Origin of the sequence: Bradyrhizobium sp. Leaf396, from assembly GCF_001424605.1 — a bacterium.
Classification (GTDB): domain Bacteria; phylum Pseudomonadota; class Alphaproteobacteria; order Rhizobiales; family Xanthobacteraceae; genus Bradyrhizobium; species Bradyrhizobium japonicum_C.
In genome coordinates this window covers 1-15,474 of the sequence record NZ_LMQJ01000022.1, presented here as the reverse complement: position 1 = coordinate 15,474, position 15,474 = coordinate 1, and the positions used below count along the sequence as shown (strand labels likewise).

At 59.2% G+C, this 15,474-nt stretch carries 14 protein-coding genes and 2 pseudogenes; 7 read left to right on the top strand and 9 right to left on the bottom strand.

The window, feature by feature from the left end:
• Positions 1-16 precede the first annotated feature (16 nt).
• A complete protein-coding gene (locus ASG57_RS38765; RefSeq protein ID WP_200948570.1) occupies positions 17-181 on the bottom strand; it encodes a hypothetical protein in 165 nt (54 codons plus the stop codon).
• A gap of 288 nt (positions 182-469) precedes the next feature.
• On the bottom strand, positions 470-1,243 hold the full coding sequence (locus ASG57_RS19850) for a COG4280 domain-containing protein (RefSeq protein ID WP_028146045.1): 774 nt from the start codon (positions 1,241-1,243) through the stop codon (positions 470-472).
• Between the two features lie 242 nt (positions 1,244-1,485).
• Here ASG57_RS19850 and ASG57_RS19845 point away from each other — a divergent pair, with 242 nt between their 5' ends.
• Positions 1,486-2,289, top strand: coding sequence for a tyrosine-protein phosphatase (locus ASG57_RS19845; protein WP_230646709.1), 804 nt, complete (start codon positions 1,486-1,488; stop codon positions 2,287-2,289).
• 458 nt (positions 2,290-2,747) lie between these two features.
• On the opposite strand, the gene ASG57_RS40055 is transcribed toward ASG57_RS19845, so the two are convergent.
• Positions 2,748-2,996 (bottom strand): DUF1344 domain-containing protein, encoded by a 249-nt coding sequence (locus ASG57_RS40055; RefSeq protein WP_082529010.1) that lies wholly within the window; start codon positions 2,994-2,996, stop codon positions 2,748-2,750.
• A gap of 198 nt (positions 2,997-3,194) precedes the next feature.
• Here ASG57_RS40055 and ASG57_RS19840 point away from each other — a divergent pair, with 198 nt between their 5' ends.
• From ASG57_RS19840 to ASG57_RS19825, 4 genes are all read left to right on the top strand, one after another.
• Entirely contained in the window at positions 3,195-3,788 is a 594-nt protein-coding gene (locus tag ASG57_RS19840; RefSeq protein WP_057197100.1) for a serine/threonine kinase C-terminal domain-containing protein, read from the top strand.
• A complete protein-coding gene (locus tag ASG57_RS19835) occupies positions 3,789-4,451 on the top strand; it encodes an ABC transporter ATP-binding protein (RefSeq protein ID WP_057197099.1) in 663 nt (220 codons plus the stop codon).
• Positions 4,444-5,133: an ABC transporter ATP-binding protein gene (locus tag ASG57_RS19830; RefSeq protein ID WP_057197098.1), complete on the top strand. Its 690-nt coding sequence runs from the start codon at positions 4,444-4,446 to the stop codon at positions 5,131-5,133. Before ASG57_RS19835 ends, ASG57_RS19830 begins: the two co-directional genes overlap by 8 nt.
• Positions 5,134-5,422: 289 nt before the next feature.
• On the top strand, positions 5,423-7,762 hold the full coding sequence (locus tag ASG57_RS19825) for an ABC transporter permease (RefSeq protein WP_230646708.1): 2,340 nt from the start codon (positions 5,423-5,425) through the stop codon (positions 7,760-7,762).
• Between the two features lie 993 nt (positions 7,763-8,755).
• Here the strand turns inward: ASG57_RS19825 and ASG57_RS19820 are convergent.
• Positions 8,756-9,950: pseudogene (locus ASG57_RS19820) on the bottom strand (OpgC domain-containing protein).
• Positions 9,951-9,969: 19 nt separating this feature from the next.
• On the opposite strand from ASG57_RS19820, the pseudogene ASG57_RS36910 reads away from it, so the two are divergent.
• A pseudogene (locus ASG57_RS36910) lies at positions 9,970-10,388 on the top strand (sensor histidine kinase).
• 493 nt (positions 10,389-10,881) lie between these two features.
• On the top strand, positions 10,882-11,049 hold the full coding sequence (locus ASG57_RS37955; protein ID WP_156402751.1) for a hypothetical protein: 168 nt from the start codon (positions 10,882-10,884) through the stop codon (positions 11,047-11,049).
• A gap of 92 nt (positions 11,050-11,141) precedes the next feature.
• Here the strand turns inward: ASG57_RS37955 and ASG57_RS19815 are convergent, their stop codons facing one another.
• The 5 genes from ASG57_RS19815 to ASG57_RS40045 all read right to left on the bottom strand — a co-directional run bounded on the left by ASG57_RS19815 (position 11,142) and on the right by ASG57_RS40045 (position 15,152).
• Complete coding sequence (locus ASG57_RS19815) at positions 11,142-12,467, bottom strand: adenylate/guanylate cyclase domain-containing protein (RefSeq protein WP_024342030.1); 1,326 nt, start codon at positions 12,465-12,467, stop codon at positions 11,142-11,144.
• Between the two features lie 12 nt (positions 12,468-12,479).
• Positions 12,480-13,286 carry a class I SAM-dependent methyltransferase gene (locus ASG57_RS36905; RefSeq protein ID WP_162250068.1) on the bottom strand — a complete coding sequence of 269 codons (807 nt, stop codon included), beginning with the start codon at positions 13,284-13,286 and terminating at the stop codon, positions 12,480-12,482.
• 156 nt (positions 13,287-13,442) lie between these two features.
• On the bottom strand, positions 13,443-14,522 hold the full coding sequence (locus ASG57_RS39690) for an alpha/beta fold hydrolase (RefSeq protein ID WP_057197096.1): 1,080 nt from the start codon (positions 14,520-14,522) through the stop codon (positions 13,443-13,445).
• Positions 14,523-14,905: 383 nt separating this feature from the next.
• Positions 14,906-14,986, bottom strand: a complete 81-nt coding sequence (locus ASG57_RS40050) for a DUF3768 domain-containing protein (protein WP_155248696.1) — start codon at positions 14,984-14,986, stop codon at positions 14,906-14,908.
• A gap of 4 nt (positions 14,987-14,990) precedes the next feature.
• Positions 14,991-15,152: a DUF3768 domain-containing protein gene (locus ASG57_RS40045; RefSeq protein WP_422866749.1), complete on the bottom strand. Its 162-nt coding sequence runs from the start codon at positions 15,150-15,152 to the stop codon at positions 14,991-14,993.
• Between the last annotated feature and the right edge of the window lie 322 nt (positions 15,153-15,474).

Genomic DNA, 15,474 nt, shown 5'->3' with positions numbered 1-15,474 from the left:
TCGCCAGGATCTTCGGTCAGCTCTTCGCGGTTATTGCAAGGATGGCGCTCAAAAGGAACTGCTGGCTGACGAAATGCGCGGTGATGCCAGCGAATATCTCCAGTAGAGCGAAGACGCCCTTGATCGTGAGGCTAATCCGAAATGCGAGACGAAGGTTCTTTTCCTGAAATGGAATGCTCATGAACCGGTAAGCCCAATTGCATCGATCTACTTACCTCGAAGGCGATTGCTCACTCAGCATTGAAATTCGTTCGTCTCCGTGAGCGATGGTGTCGCGCCGCCAACATAATATTTGTGAGCAGTATCGCAATGCATCCGACGAACAGGATTGGGGCGTTCCAGCCGCCGAATGTTATCCAATGCGGAAGAACGGACCCGGCGCCCACACACCAGATCACAAGCGTACCAGCGAGGCTGCCATCATCGACGAACAACCGCCAAAGCTGGCGCAGCACGCCAGAAAGAGAACTCATTTGTTGGCTCCGGATGGCACGGTCGCCCGCCGAGCGAGTTGCGCCCCGACCAGCGATGTCGTGAGGAGCAACGCGAACATCGGGATCAGCGCAAGATCGCGACCCGGCCATTCAAAGCCGAGTCCTTCGCCGACCCAGAAAATTCCGAACCCGGAGATCAAAATGCCAACGGCAAATTTGAGGGCGTTCTCCGGGACACGAGATAGCGGCCGATGCAAGACGATACCGAGAGCGATGACCAGAACGCCCGCAGCGGCGGCTCCAACGCTCGCCGGTATCAGCGCATTGCCGGGAGCACCGACTGCAAGGACGATGAAGACCACTTCGGTGCCTTCGAGCACGACGGCCTTGAAAGTCGTCCCGACCGCAATCGGGTCGAGCATGATGGTGGCCATCGGCCCGGCGGAGCGGAGTTGGATGACTTCCGAGGAGAAAGCGGCGATTTCGTCGTGGAGCGGGATAATGCCTGCCGCTCTGAGGATTGCCTTGCGCAGCCACCGCATCCCGAATAGCAGCAACAAGAATCCGATTACCAACTGAAGAAGCTCGATTCGTATCTGTCCCAGTAATGGCCCGAGCAGGGCAATCATCGCGGCGAGAAGCACGGTGCCGGCTGCCGTGCCAACAAGTGCAGGGCGCCATCCGCGCACAATTCCGACCGCCAGCACGATGGTCAGCGCTTCCACGAATTCGACAAGCGAGGCGAGGAATGCCGCCAAGAAAGAGGGAGCCGAATGGGTCCAGGTATGTAAGGTGGCGGCGACGGGCATGGAACGTTACGCGTGATTGTGAGCTCGGCCTCTGCCGCGCCCGACCAGCCTGCTCAGCCTACGATGCTTGGCTCTCAACATATACACGCCAGCTCCAGCGCAAGTCCCGACGCGGCAGTTCGAATCAGATTACGGATTCGTATAGTTTCGGTAAAATCTTGGAGAGCTTGGGGCCCGTATGCTCGGCCATGGCGAATCACCGGTAGCCGGCTGAACACCAATGAACAAGGGAAGCGCGCGGCTTGCCTTGGTTTGGTCGAGCCCGCCGAATTTACATCCGGGCCAAGGCGGCTCCCGGGGGTGCCTATCGGCTTGGCTCGTCGCCGACGATCATCGCCTTTTACGTCACAACCCAGCCCGCGATCGCGCCTGTTTTCATGCGAGTCGGGCTCTCCCGGATGACAAGTCGAGGGATTCCAGTTGCCACCCAAAAAAATTTCATGACTGAATCAGACGCCATCATCACCTCAAATCTCTGGCGGGCTTGCCGTCGTACCGCGAATATCGCAGCCCTCACCACCCTGCTCATCGTGACGTCTATCGCGTCCTATTGCGGTATCATCCAGCTGTTGGGCAACGTTCATGTCGTAGAAGACGGACAACTTTACCGCTCGGCGCAACTTAACAAGAACCAGTTTGAGCGGGTAATCAACGAGTACTCGATAAGGTCGATCTTAAACCTACGAGGGGATAATTCTGGTACATCCTGGTACGACGACGAAATCGCTATCTCGCGAAGCATGAGCGTAACGCACTTTGATTACGGCATTGGAGCGCGCCGTCTTGTCACATCACAGCAGATCCGTGCAATTCTCAAAATCGTTCGCGACGCCCCCAAGCCACTCCTCATTCACTGCCAAGGCGGCGCTGACCGATCGGGTCTGGTGGCGGCTCTTTACGTCGCCGAAGTGGAAGGCAAATCGGCCGATGAAGCTGCTCAACAGCTTTCGCTGGTCTACGGGCATTTTCCCTATCTCCTGAGCAAGACAAATGCGATGGACAAGAGCTTTTGGGAGTATGTTGAAGCGCATCGCTCATCCCGGTAGTCGCGCCAGCTTACGGAAGCGGCAGGACCGGCCCGTTGAAACTGACGGGCCGTGGTCAGCTTGCTATCGCTCTTTGCGGTCTTGTTGCGTTCGTCGACCGGGGTTGTTCGTGTCGCCGTTTCTGCATTTGTCATCGCATTCTCTGAGGGTCGAGCCCCAGCATGAGCCGCGTCCCATTCTCATTCCCTCATCGCTACCCCGATCATCTTCGGCGCTGCTGTACTCGAAGTCCGAAAGATGGGACATCAAAACGCGGGCGGCATCACCGGACTGGTAATCGCGTCGGAAGCACTCGCCGGCGCGATTGCCTCACTTTCGGACTGGGTATTGATGCGGTTTTCGTGTCACACGGTTCCCAGGCGCTAAATCCTTTTGCCTATTACTGCTGGGCCTTCGGACTCACAGCGCTGACCCTTTTGGCATTCGCAGCGTGATCGCTCTGTCCACTAACGGGCAGGTTACTTCGCCTTGACCAAGGAAGAGGCTCGATTCTGATTGTGACTAGAAGAAAATTTGATCCTGACCTTCTCTCCAACTTTCACAGATTCAGTCTCGATGCCTTCGGGCAACGAATAGGTCGTCCCGTCACTCAATGTGACGGAATCCGATCTCGTATTCACGCTGCGGACAGTTCCAGTAGTTTCGGCCGCTTGGGCATTCGTCGCCGCGACGGCTGCGATTGCCGTTGCCAAGAGAAATTTACGCATAGCGCGTCACTCCGTTGCGTCGCCCCCGATCAACACACGAACCAGAATAAGACAGATTTGTGCTCGTTCACACGACCGAACCTCACCCGGGTAGCGATCTGAGATTACAAATTCGTATAGTCCCGGCGAAATCCCGGAGAGCTCGCGTTCTCTATGCTCGATCATGGCTTACCAACCGATGGTCGGCGGGAGATATCAATGAAGAAGGTAGCTGCGTGGCTCGCGATAGGCTTGGTTTCGAGTCCCATCGGAGTTGCACCCATGCCGGGATTGGCGCAGGGAGCGACGCCCCTACCGGCACTCGAGAACCCGATTAAGTCGGAGAAGAACCCACCAGGCGACATTCCTGACAATCAAGTCTTCATCGACTATCAGTCGCCGCTTGGGTTCACGATCAAGGTTCCGGAAGGGTGGGCGCGGCGTGAAGCATCCGATAGCGTTGTTTTCAGCGACAAATACAACACCATTGAACTCACCGTCGCACAGCGCGCCGGATCGATCGATTTGAACAATGTGAAGCAGAAGGAGGTCGCCGACCTGGAGCGATCCGGCAAGGCGGTTCGTGTCTCAAGAGTCAAGCCGACCTCACTGCCATCGAGCAGCGCGATCGTCGTTTCCTACGGGTCGAATTCCGAGCCAAACGCGGTGACCAACAAGGCGGTCCGCCTTGAGAACGAGCGCTACTTCTTGTGGAAGGACGGCAAGCTAGTCACCTTGACGCTGTCGGCTCCTTTCGGAGCGGACAATGCCGATCAGTGGCTGCTCATGGCCAAGAGCTTCAGGTGGCGCTAGATGACTGTTCTCGAAGCCATCGACCTCTACCGCTTCTTCCATACCCGCGAGTCCGAGACCCTCGCTCTGCGCGGTGTCAGCCTGTGGGTTGATGCCGGCGAGATGGTGGCGCTGATGGGGCCGTCGGGCAGCGGCAAATCTACCCTGCTCGCTTGCCTCGCGGGCCTCGATGAACCTGACGGCGGTCACGTCGAGCTGCTCGGTGAGCGTCTGACACGGCTTCCCGAAGCGGAGCGAGCGAAGCGACGAGCCGCAAGTGTTGGCGTGTTGATGCAGTCGGGTAACCTGTTCCCAACCCTGTCCGTTGGCGACAACGTCAAATTGCCGATGCTGCTGGCACGCAGGAAAGATCCTGCGTGGGCAGAAAAGCTGTTGCGGAGTGTCGGCATCGCGGAGCGACGGGGGGCGCGTCCCGGGCAATTGTCGGGGGGCGAATTGGCGCGAGCGGGCCTTGCCGTTGCCCTGGCGGCCCGCCCGCGTGTGCTCCTGGCGGACGAACCGACGGGAGAGGTCGATGCCGCCACCGAAGGATTCATTCTCGATTTTCTGAACGAACAACGGCAGGCGGGAACAGGCATTCTGGTCGCAACGCACAGCCGACCGCTCGCCGACCGAGCCGATCGAATTGTCCAACTTCGGGATGGGAGGGTCGTCGATGCCTGACCTTCTCATCGAAGGGGCCGCCGTGACGCGTCGCTTCCAGCAGGGAGATATGGATGTCTATGCCCTGCGGCCGGCATCTTTCCAGGTCCGTTCGGGCGACCGCATTGCGCTGCTGGGTCCCTCGGGAAGCGGAAAATCAACCCTCCTTCACCTCATGGCGGACCTCGATCGCCCAAGCACCGGCCAACTGACGTGGCCGGCCCTCGGCCCAAGTGGTGCACTGCGCCCCAAGCATATCGGCATGGTTTTCCAGGCACCGAGTCTCATCCCAACCCTGAGTGCGGTTGAGAATGTCGAGGTCCCCTTGCGTCTGGTCGGAGGCGTATCAAGACCAAGGGAGGTAGCCATGCAGATGCTGGAGCTGCTTGGCCTTACAGCGGTCGCCGACAAGCTGCCCGACGAATTGTCGGGTGGCCAAGCGCAGCGCGTGGCCCTTGCGAGGGCGGTCGTCCTCAAACCTCGGCTCGTCCTGGCCGACGAGCCGACCGGCCAATTGGATCAGCCGACCGCACGCCAAACCATCGAGACCTTGCTCAATTCAATCGATGGGAGCGATGCCGCATTAGTCATCGCAACCCACGATCCCATGGTTGCGGAACGGATGAAAGTCACCTGGCTCATGGACCACGGGACCCTTCGGGCACCGCAAATAGGGTGTGCAAATGATCAAGCTGTGGCTTAAGGGGCTTGTCGCCGCGCGATCGGGCCGTCTTGTGGCAGCGGTTGCGGGAGTGGCGCTGACCGTGGGGCTGCTGGGCGCGCTGGGGGCGTTCATCGTCGCCTCCTCGGAGAGCATGGCGCGGCGTGCGGTGGCCGGCGTGCCCGTCGATTGGCAGGTCCTGATCGCTCCGGGAGCCGACGTCGCAGCCGTCACCAAGGCGGTCGGCGAGGCTGCGACCACAACGGCGCTCGCACCTGTCGGCTATGCCGACAGCGCCGGCTTCGCGGCCACGACCGGCGATACCTCGCAAATGACGGGACCGGGCAAGGTGCTCGGTCTTGAGGCGGGCTATCGCAATCATTTTCCAGATCAAATTCGTTCCATTCTCGGCTCAGCGGACGGCGTGCTGATCGCCTCACAAACCGCCGCCAATCTTCACGTCGCTCCTGGCGATACCGTCACGATCGACCGGATCGGTGCGGCGCCGGTCGACGTCAAGATCGCCGGCGTCGTCGCACTACCGAACGCCGACTCGATGTTCCAGGCGATCGGCCTTCCCAAGGGCATTGCTCCTCAGGCGCCGCCGGATAACGTCCTGCTCATGCCCATGGCCGAGTGGCAGGCCATCTTTGATCCACAAAAGGCGGCTCGGCCGGACACGGTGAAGACCGAAATTCATGTTCAGCTCGCACGCAATGCTTTGCCACCCGACCCGAGCGCGGCGTTCATCCAGGCACAGCGGCTGGCCAATAATCTTGAAGCCAGAGTCGCCGGCAGCGCGGTCATCGCCAACAATCTTGCCGCACGGCTCGACGGCGTGCGTGCTGACGCGCTCTATGCCCGGGTGCTGTTTCTCTTTCTCGGAGTTCCCGGCATCGTCCTTGCTCTCCTGGTTACGCTTGCGGTCGCGGCGTCCGGCTCGGATCGCCGCCGCCGCGAGCAGGCATTGCTCCGGATACGTGGGGCATCCTTGTTGCAGGTCTTGGGCTTAGCCGGGACCGAAGCCGCAGCGATCGGACTGCTGGCGATCGTGCTAGGTCTTGCTCTTGCCGGCACAACGGCAATTGCCTGGTGGCATCTCGCAGACCTTCGTCTCGCAATCCCGTGGTTCGCGTTGGCCGCTGGCGTTGGCTTTGTTCTCGCCATGGCAGCCTTTCTGGTGCCCGCTTGGCGCGACGCGAAGCTCTTGACGGTATCGGCGGCGCGCGTCGACGCTAATCAACAGTTCCCGCTCTGGCAGCGACTTTATCTGGACCTTGCCTTCATCATGCTGGGTGCCATCGCCTTCTGGAGCACGGCGAAGAGCGGCTATGAGATCGTCTTGGCGCCTGAAGGTGTTGCGCAGACCTCGGTGCACTACGAGGCGTTTCTCGCGCCACTGTGCTTGTGGCTCGGCCTCGGTCTCTTGTCGGTACGATTATACAGGCTGATGCTTGGACCCGGCCGGCGTGCTGTTGCAGTTGCGATAGCGTCAATGTCGTACGACCTCTCTCCGCTGGTCGCTGCCTCGTTATCCCGCCAGCGCCTGCGCATTGCGCGCGGAAGCGCACTGGTCGCGCTTGCATTCGCGTTCGCCACGGCCACCGCGATTTTCAACACCACCTATAACGCCCAATCGCGCGTCGATGCGGAACTGACCAATGGCGCCGACGTCACGGTTACCGGAACGTCGACACATCCGGCCGGCACCTTGCTGAAGGAACTGCAAGCCATTCCCCGAGTCGTCACGGCCGAGCCGATGATGCACCGCTTTGCCTATGTCGGCTCCGACCTGCAGGACCTATTCGGAATCAACCCCGCCCATATCGGGAAGGCGACCACGATTTCGAACGCATATTTTGCGGGCGGAAACGCCGCCGAGACTCTCGCCCTTTTGGCCGGGACGCCCGATGGCGTCCTCGTCTCGCAGGAGACCGTCAACGATTTCCAACTGCAGCCCGGAGATCGATTGAACCTGAGGCTGCAAAGTGCCGCCGATCATCAATATCACGTCATGCCATTCCGGTTTATCGGCGTAGCCCGGGAGTTTCCGACGGCCCCGAAGGACTCGTTTCTCGTGGCCAACGCGAACTACATCGCAGAGAAGACCGGATCAGATGTTGCCGAAGTGGTCCTAATCCGGACCTCAGCGAATGCCGAGAGTGTTGCGGCGGCAGCGCGCCAGACCGCTGCGTCACTGCCGGGCATGAAGGTCACAACCCTCCGAGAGACCCAGGCCCTCATCAGTTCGAGCCTGACGGCAATCAATCTTCAGGGCCTCACCACCCTCGAGCTCGGATTTTCTGTCTTGATGATCGTGGGCGTCACGGGGCTGATCATGGCGCTGGGTCTCGCTGAGCGGCGACGTAATTTTACGATTCTCTCGGCGCTGGGTGCGCGGCCGGGTCAGCTTGGCGTCTTTCTATGGAGCGAAGGGCTCTTGGTCGTCATCGGAGGCGCGATATTAGGCATCGTGGCCGGTTTTGGCCTTGCCGAGGCGCTGGTCACGATCCTGACCGGCGTATTCGATCCGGCTCCGGAAGCTCTTTCCATTCCCTGGCTTTACTTGGCGCTCGCTGTTGCGATGGCACTCGCCTGCGGTGCCGCCGCCATAGGCGGCGCGCAGGCACTCTCCAGGAAGCCCGACCTTGAAGCCCTGCGTGGCGGCTGAGGCTGAGGTCAGGCTTGAAGGAGCATCAGCGCCCATCGACCTCACCTTCTCAGAGCTGACCGTTCGGACGCTTTTCCGGCACGTTGGCGCAGCCATTTCTCTTCTGGCTAGATGGAATTGCGTCGGTATCCGCGATTCCGCTGGATCCTTCGTCGGCCGCCTTGCATAGCTTGATAGGCGGCCTGAGGATTTGACTTTAAGTCTAGCTTTAAGGTTACGTAGCGAACGCAGGTCATGTGTCGGGCACCGAGCGCTGGCGGCGTGGAGTTACGACTGGTAAGAGGGTTTGCTGCGTCGCGTCGGCACGGAGCGGCTCACAGCCTGCGGTTCACTGAGCCCGCCGGGGTCGATTGGGCGGAGATTCGCGTGCCAGCTCTCGTTCGCGTCGAGATCACACTGGCGGCTCCGATCTCGGGCGACGCGCCACATCGGCGTTTCCCGCCCGCGCAGCATGCAAGGGCTGGAATCATCGAACTCGAGTTGGGCGGCGACTGTCCTGCGCGTTGACAGGGGCGTCGACAAAAGAATGCGCTGTACTGACCGCGCGCCCAGACATCAAAGCCATATGCAATGGAGGAATGGGATTTTCACCAAGGCGGCCCAGCTGCAGGACCACCGCTCCGGCCGAAGAGAGATCCAGACACACCAAATCTGCCATGTCTTTGCTCGCTGGACCATAACGAGCATGGCACGTGCTACAAGGTAGCGGCTGAAGCCGTCCTTCCTCTCCTGTAGCGGTCCTGTAGTAATTGTTCGCATTCCGCAAACCGCGTTGGCTAGGAATCCAGAAAAGTTCTGCAGGTGCAACAGCTCGAAATCAACGGGAGGTGCCTCCGATGAGCGTGAGCGAAGTGTTGCGGCGCCGCGTCGAGTGGTGCGCTACTCTTGCCGCTTCCCTCCCGCCACGCACAGTGCGAACAGCGCTGGACAATCTCGTGCTGAAGCTCCGAAATCTTGGCTCGATGTGGGAACGCTTCCATACTTCAGAATGGCTTATGGCTCAGCCCGAGCCTCTCCTTTCGGCAACTTGCCGCCCGAAGGCAGACCCTTGTCGACCTCCTTCGACCAAGCCCGATAGTACGCGACCATGGTCATGATCCAAAGACCTGCGGCACCGACCAGGAGCTGGGCCGCTACTCCCACTGACGCGAACTCCAGCACGAAGTGCGCGATGAAGGACAGGAACAGGCCAACGCAAAATACAGGCAGCGACTGCTGACCGCATCTAATCATCGGCCTGAAGATCGGCCATTTCAGCCCTGGCCAATCGACCGGAATGAGCGAGACGACGATGAACATCAGGCTCACCAAATGGATCACCCGGTAAGGCGCCAGATTCGTCTTGTCGTTCGGAATGAATGTCTCTGCGATCGCGTCGAGAACGGTCTGCCGCAATTCGGGAATCCGCTCAGCCAGCGTGATGGCGACAGCAAACAGGACGAAGCAGATACTCAGGACGTAAAGGCTGCGAAATTGCAGAAGCCCTCGATTCGCCGCAGCTCCCCCGAGTGCCAGCCAAGCTCCGAAAACAAAGAGCAACTGCCAGGTAAGCGGATTGAAGTACCAAACGCCCGCAGGATAGGAGGCAAAATTCCAGCCGTAATGGCGAGCTGCCAGATACAGGCCGATAGATCCGATCATCACCGCATTGTGCCATCGCAACATGAACCAAAGGCTTGAACTTGAGCATGAGACCTTGCAAGAGAGTCTCGACGGGGACGTTCATCAGGGACGTGACGTTGAATTGATCCATCAGATGCGGATCGTCGAACTTATGCGAAAGATAGTGAACCGAAGTGAGGTAAAAAATGAAGATCAGCAAATGGGCAACGTAGAGCTGCCAGACCCGGCGCAACACCCTCGTAGCACCGATGAAGAAGCCCCGTTCCATCATCATCTTGCCGAAAACAAGCGTCGCCGTGTAGCCGGAAATCAGCACGAAGAGATCGGCTCCATCGCTAAAGCCGTAGTTCCGCGTTGTGAACCATGCGAGTACGCTGTCCGGAATGTGCCCTAGGAAGATCAGCCAATTTGCCAGGCCTCGAAATAGGTCCAGGCGGGCGTCGCGCTGGGACTTGGGCAGCACGGATCGGACGGCGATTACATCTCGAATCCGGCGCCATACAGGCCTTATGGCCCAACCGGCCGTACCGGCAAAGGTCTCATCAACCAACGTCTCTTTCTCCATTTCTTAATGATGAGTAGAAATGCCGCTAAGCGCACTCGATCGCATCCTCAAGGGTCGCCGATCTGCGCCCGGCGGCCCAGAACCGCTCGATCGACCTGGGTTTCGCGCGGATCGAGACGAACCGGGTGCGTGGCGAACCCGTCGCCTTTGCGATACTTCTCGAAACCTGATCGATAACGCACTTCGGCACACCCCGCCAGGCGGTCGGGTGGACCTAAGCCTGTTGCGGCAAAACGATGCTGTCATCCTGGAGGTCGCCGATACCGGCCCGGGCATCCCTGCTTCGGAAATCGACCGCATCTCGAACCGTTCTTTCGTGGAAGTCGCTCGCGAGGTGATGGAACCGGCCTCGGCCTTTCGATTGTGCGTCGTGTAGCCGAACGGTGTCACGGTTCGATCCGACTCGAGAACACGAGGCCGCCCGGCGAGCACGGCTAATTGCCAGCGCCAGCTTACCCGCGGTCCCGGACATCAAGTCCCAAGCGTAATTGGCGAACTTATCGAGTGCACAGGCGACTGTCTGCGACTCTTCATCGGTTATCACCGCAAAAAGTACCGGGTTGTAAGGACCCGGGGCGTCTATCGGCCGACAATGTCCAAAGGGAAATGGGCGGCGAGGTAGACCCGGGCCCAGCCTACGCAGAGCCCGAGGGCGGCGGCTAGGGCCCCGGCACGACGTGCCGGCGTTGAGGCGGACACCCAGAGGACCAAACCCATCGGAAGAGTATGGCGCTGTCATCGCTTGGGAAAGAACTATCCGGAGCGTGATTGAGGAAGTTTCGGGTATGTAAGATTGCGAAGGGTCGCGGGTGCATCCAGAACGATGAAACACCGACGGCCAACGGCAGCGCTAGAAGTCTTCGAGATCTACCGGGATAGGAGCGCTACGACGCTCATCTCGGATCGGATCATTTAAAAGTACAAGACGACCGTGGAGAAGATGGTGAAGTCGCTAAAGCTGCCCTTCGCTCTCGAAGCTTTTGCTATACTGTACGTCGTCCGTTCCCGCGATGATCTTCTTGAGCTCGGCCTTTCGCTCGAGGTGGGGCAGCTTCCGAATGTCGCGGCCGTTCAGATAGGGGAGGCCGAAGGCTATTAGGGCGCACACTCATAAACTTCAGCGACGGGCGCTTCGCTCCGATAACGACCTCTCTTGTGCAAACCGCAACAGATGACGTCGTGGACCAGAGACTAGATGCTTGCAGCAAAGAGATCCCACCGGTCCGGAATGCCCTTAAGCTCGTGCGACCCGCGATCGGAGAATTTCAAACCTGCTCCGGCCACGAGATCGGTCACGACTCTTGAAACAAGTACCTCATCAGCTTTGGAATTGGCCATGACGCGAGCCGCGACGTGCACGGCAATACCGCCGACATCCCGCCCTCTGATTTCGATCTCGCCAGTGTGAAGGCCGGCGCGCAATGTTAAACCGATTCTCTTTGAAGCGGACACGACGGCAATCGCGCATCGAACTGCCCGACCAGGTCCGTCGAATGTCGCGAGAATACCATCGCCAGTGTTCTTGATCAAAGTGCCGCGATGCTTTGCGACCATCTGCTTCGCCAATTCATCGTGACAATCCAGCAATCGACGCCACGTTTGGTCGCCCATCTCGGCGGCATTCCGGGTCGAACCGACGATGTCCGTGAAAAGCACGGTCGCCAATACTCGCTCCAGGTCCATTGATGCAGCTTCCCGTCGGCCGGTAACAAACTCCTCAATGTCTCCATAGAGCGCCTCAACTTCACCGAGCCAGTAACAGTGATCGCCCTCGGCATATTCGACGTACTTTGCCCCCGGAATTTTCTGACCCAGTTTTCGACCCAGGGCGACGGGGACCTGAGCATCTGTTTTGCGGTGCACCACTAAAGTGGGGATCTGCAATGTGGGGAGGATCGAGGAGACGTCGATCTGCCGGTTGAGTGCCAAGAGCGTCCGCAACGCGCCGGGACTGCTGGATAACCGCTCTAGCTTAGCGAACTGGCTAACGGCGGCGGCGCTGTGCAATTGACTCGGGATGACCGTTTTGATCATGGCTCCGCTACCGAACGACTTGATGATCTGTTCCAAACGAGGCTGCCACAAGTCGTCAGACATCCGATCCGCAGCGCGGGAAAACCCTCCCACGAGAATAAGGTGCGAGACCCGGTCGGGATAGGTTGCCGCGAACAAAATGCTCATAGGACAACCCTCAGAGAAGCCGAAAATAATGGCGCAGCGGGATCCAATCTCGTCCATGACGGCGCGGACATCGTCCATGCGTTGCTCGAGTGAGGGCGCGCCGGACATTCTGTCCGACAACCCCTGGCCTCGTTTGTCGAAGCTCACAATCCGGGCAAATCGGGATAGCCGCCGCAAGAACGCCGTGTAGCCTGGGAGCTCATGCATGAACTCGACGTGCGAAAACAGGCCAGGGACCATGATGATGTCGATCGCTCCGTTGCCCATCACCTGGTAGGCAATACTGACCTCACCTGAAAGCGCGTAATGCGTCGGGGGCAAATCTATGTCGGACATTGAGTCTCGTCTCTATGAGCGAGCGACTAGGTATCGGAACGTGTTGTTCAGACGATAGCCGCTGGACGCAGTGCGGTAGCGCTCGATCGCAGCGGCGACTGCGTCGCGGGCGCGTTCAAAGCTGGAGGCCCGGACCGCGCGCTCGGCTGGTCCCGCGGACAGCATGCCCCTGAGTGCGGTCTCCAAATCGGGATAAATCCAGGGACATGAGACATCCACGACTACGCCCGGTGTCAGGCCCGCTTCGCTCGCGAGCGTTTTGAGCTTGCTTTCATCCGAGAGCGCAAACGGGCCTGGAGCGCCGTGGGGTGGTGGCGGCATCAGCGATCCCAAAGCCTTCAGGTGCCCGGCAGCCTCGCAGGTCTCCGGCAAGCCCCAGACTGCGATGATGATGATGCCGTTGGTCTTCACGACGCGTCGCGCCTCACGCAGGGCGTTCACCGGTGAAGCGGCATACTGAAATGCGTTGAAGCCTGTCACGACGTCGAAAGAGTCGTCCTCGTAGGGGAGGGCTTCCATTTCGACGACGTGGAACTCTCCACCGGGGACGCGACGCAGCGCAATCTCGATGAAGGGCGCAGTAGCATCGACGCCTGCAACACGGCCGATTGCTCTTGAGAAAACCTGCGCTGCGAGCCCAGCTCCACACCCAATATCGAGGATTGACCCAGCCTTCGCGACTTCCGGACGCGCCAGCACGCTCTCATAAAGGGGAAGGAACGTCGGCTCCTGTACCTCGGCATAGTCACGGGGACGCGAGCCCCACAAGTCCCCTTGCACCGAAGCAGATCCAGCAGGTGCGGTTTTTGTCACGGTCATTGCCTTCTCCCTCCAAACTTGGCTGGTGGCGCGATCGCTCCAGGTTTGCCAATTCATCAAGAATACTGAGCATTCGTCATGAGCCGCCGGACCCAGACGGCTGCACAATTTTGACGAGATCAATGAAAGAGTTTGGGGCCCAGGACCCAGATTCGGTCAGTTCCTGGAGAAGCCCCGAGATCCAAGCCCCGCCTCGCGCGCACGGACGATCGCCTGCGCGCGGTTTAGCGTGCCGAGCTTGCCGAAAATGCTGTTGATGTGATTGCGGACGGTTTTCTCGCTCAGCGTCAACGACTTAGCGATCTGCAAATTGCCTAAACCGCGGGCGATCAGGTCGAGCACCTCGCGTTCGCGTGCAGTCAGCTCGAGAAACGGGGTTTCTCCGGATTCCGCGCGCCGATCAGCGCGGACAAATCGTGCCGTCTCGTCAAGGAACTGACGCCACGCAGGCTGATGTTCGAGCAGAAGATGGTTATTGCTTTCCAAGGGCACGAATTCGGCATTCGGGATTGAATGGGCGACCGTATGGCCGTCGGCGAACGGCACTCGCCTGTCATTGCGCGCGTGCATGACAAGCGTCGGACTGCGGATATCGGACAGCATGTCGCTAACATCGATGCGGTTATGCGTCCGCATCAGATGCACCACGTTTTGTGGCGAGATCGTCATGCGCTGCATATCCATGAACCAGCTGTATTGCTCCGGCCTGCTATCGGGTATCAGGAGGGCAGAAAACACCTGGCGGAACGCCGGATTGTCACGCCCCCACCCGAGTTCGACCAGCTTGAGCATCGTCTCGGCTTCGTCAACGTCCTGCGGCAACGGATTGTGAGTGAGCTTTCCGCGTGCATAGGCGCCATAAAGAACCAAGTGGCTCACGCGCTCCGGATGACGTGCCGCGTAAGCCATCGCCACCGGCGCTCCCTGGCAGCAGCCGAGGAGTATGAATCGCTTCAGCCCTGACGCGTCGACGACCGCCTCGAGGTCGGCAACAAGATCATCGAATGTCAGGTGCGGGGGATTTTGTTCGGAGAGTCCGCAGCCGCGACCATCATAGCGCGTAAGCGTGTAGTTCCTTGTCAGCTCGGCAAGTCGCGCATTCCAGATTGGGCTCTTCCAATCGTATTCCACATGATTGAGCCAAGTCGCTACCTCGATCATCGCCGGACCTTGGCCGCCCTGAGTATAAGCGATACGGACGCCGTCTGAGGATTTGCAGAACCGGATCTGAGTCATGTCAAAGGTTTCGAATGGTCTAGGTCATTGTAAGGTTCAAGGGAGGCAGCTCGACCAAGCCGCCGGTGCCCGTTACCCTATCACCGCTGCACTGGCCGATTCTTTGAAGATATTTCAATGACTAAAGTGATGCAATGTCAGCAGTATGATTAAATGCGCCTTTCCCTGCCATTGAATTGGAAGGGGTCATTTCGATCGAGAAAAAAAGACCCTCGCGTTGAAGCAAGGGTTGGTGGACAAGAATGTCCAGGGAAAATCCGCCCTGATCGGGCACCGAACCCGTAGGTTCTGGCAGGCCATACGATGGTCCCCACAACTGTGCTCCTCCTGCTGGAGCATTCGCCCCTCGCGTCTAGATGGGAGGCGGTCACTTCTTGCTCTGTTCAGTACTCACTGGCGAGCATCAACGTGAGCACACGCAGCGTCCGTTCGGGATCGCTCGGGTATTCGGAGTCGTGCCGCATGCCCTTATCGATTGTCTATCTTCCAGAAGAACGTGCGGCCCACCAAGCTAAAGCGGCCTAAGTCGTGCTCGCCATGCGAGTCATTCTCGGTGGAAAATTCCGAGAAGCTCGTCACCAAAAGCAGCGGCTGTGCCTTCGCAGTCAGGCAGTGTCGCACCCCCGCCATCGGCAGCATCACCTTGCCGCCGCGGAATGCGCTTATGAAGACTTCATGAGAAGAGCGATCCTATTCGTCATCGCTCTCCTCTGCGTCATCAGCGTCCCGCTCTTGTAAGGAGACATGTGGCGGGCCCCGCAGTAGGGACAATCACGTCATACTGTGCAGACCACACATCGGTCCACTCACGGCCGCGTTCGCGCAGTGCTAGAAGTTTCTGAACTTCCTCCGAATGAGTGGACACCTGTAGTAGGCTCGTTGAGCCTGGAGGTGTTGAATGGAACGTGCACGTCGGTCGTTTACTGAAGAGTACAAGCGCGAGGCGGCGGGG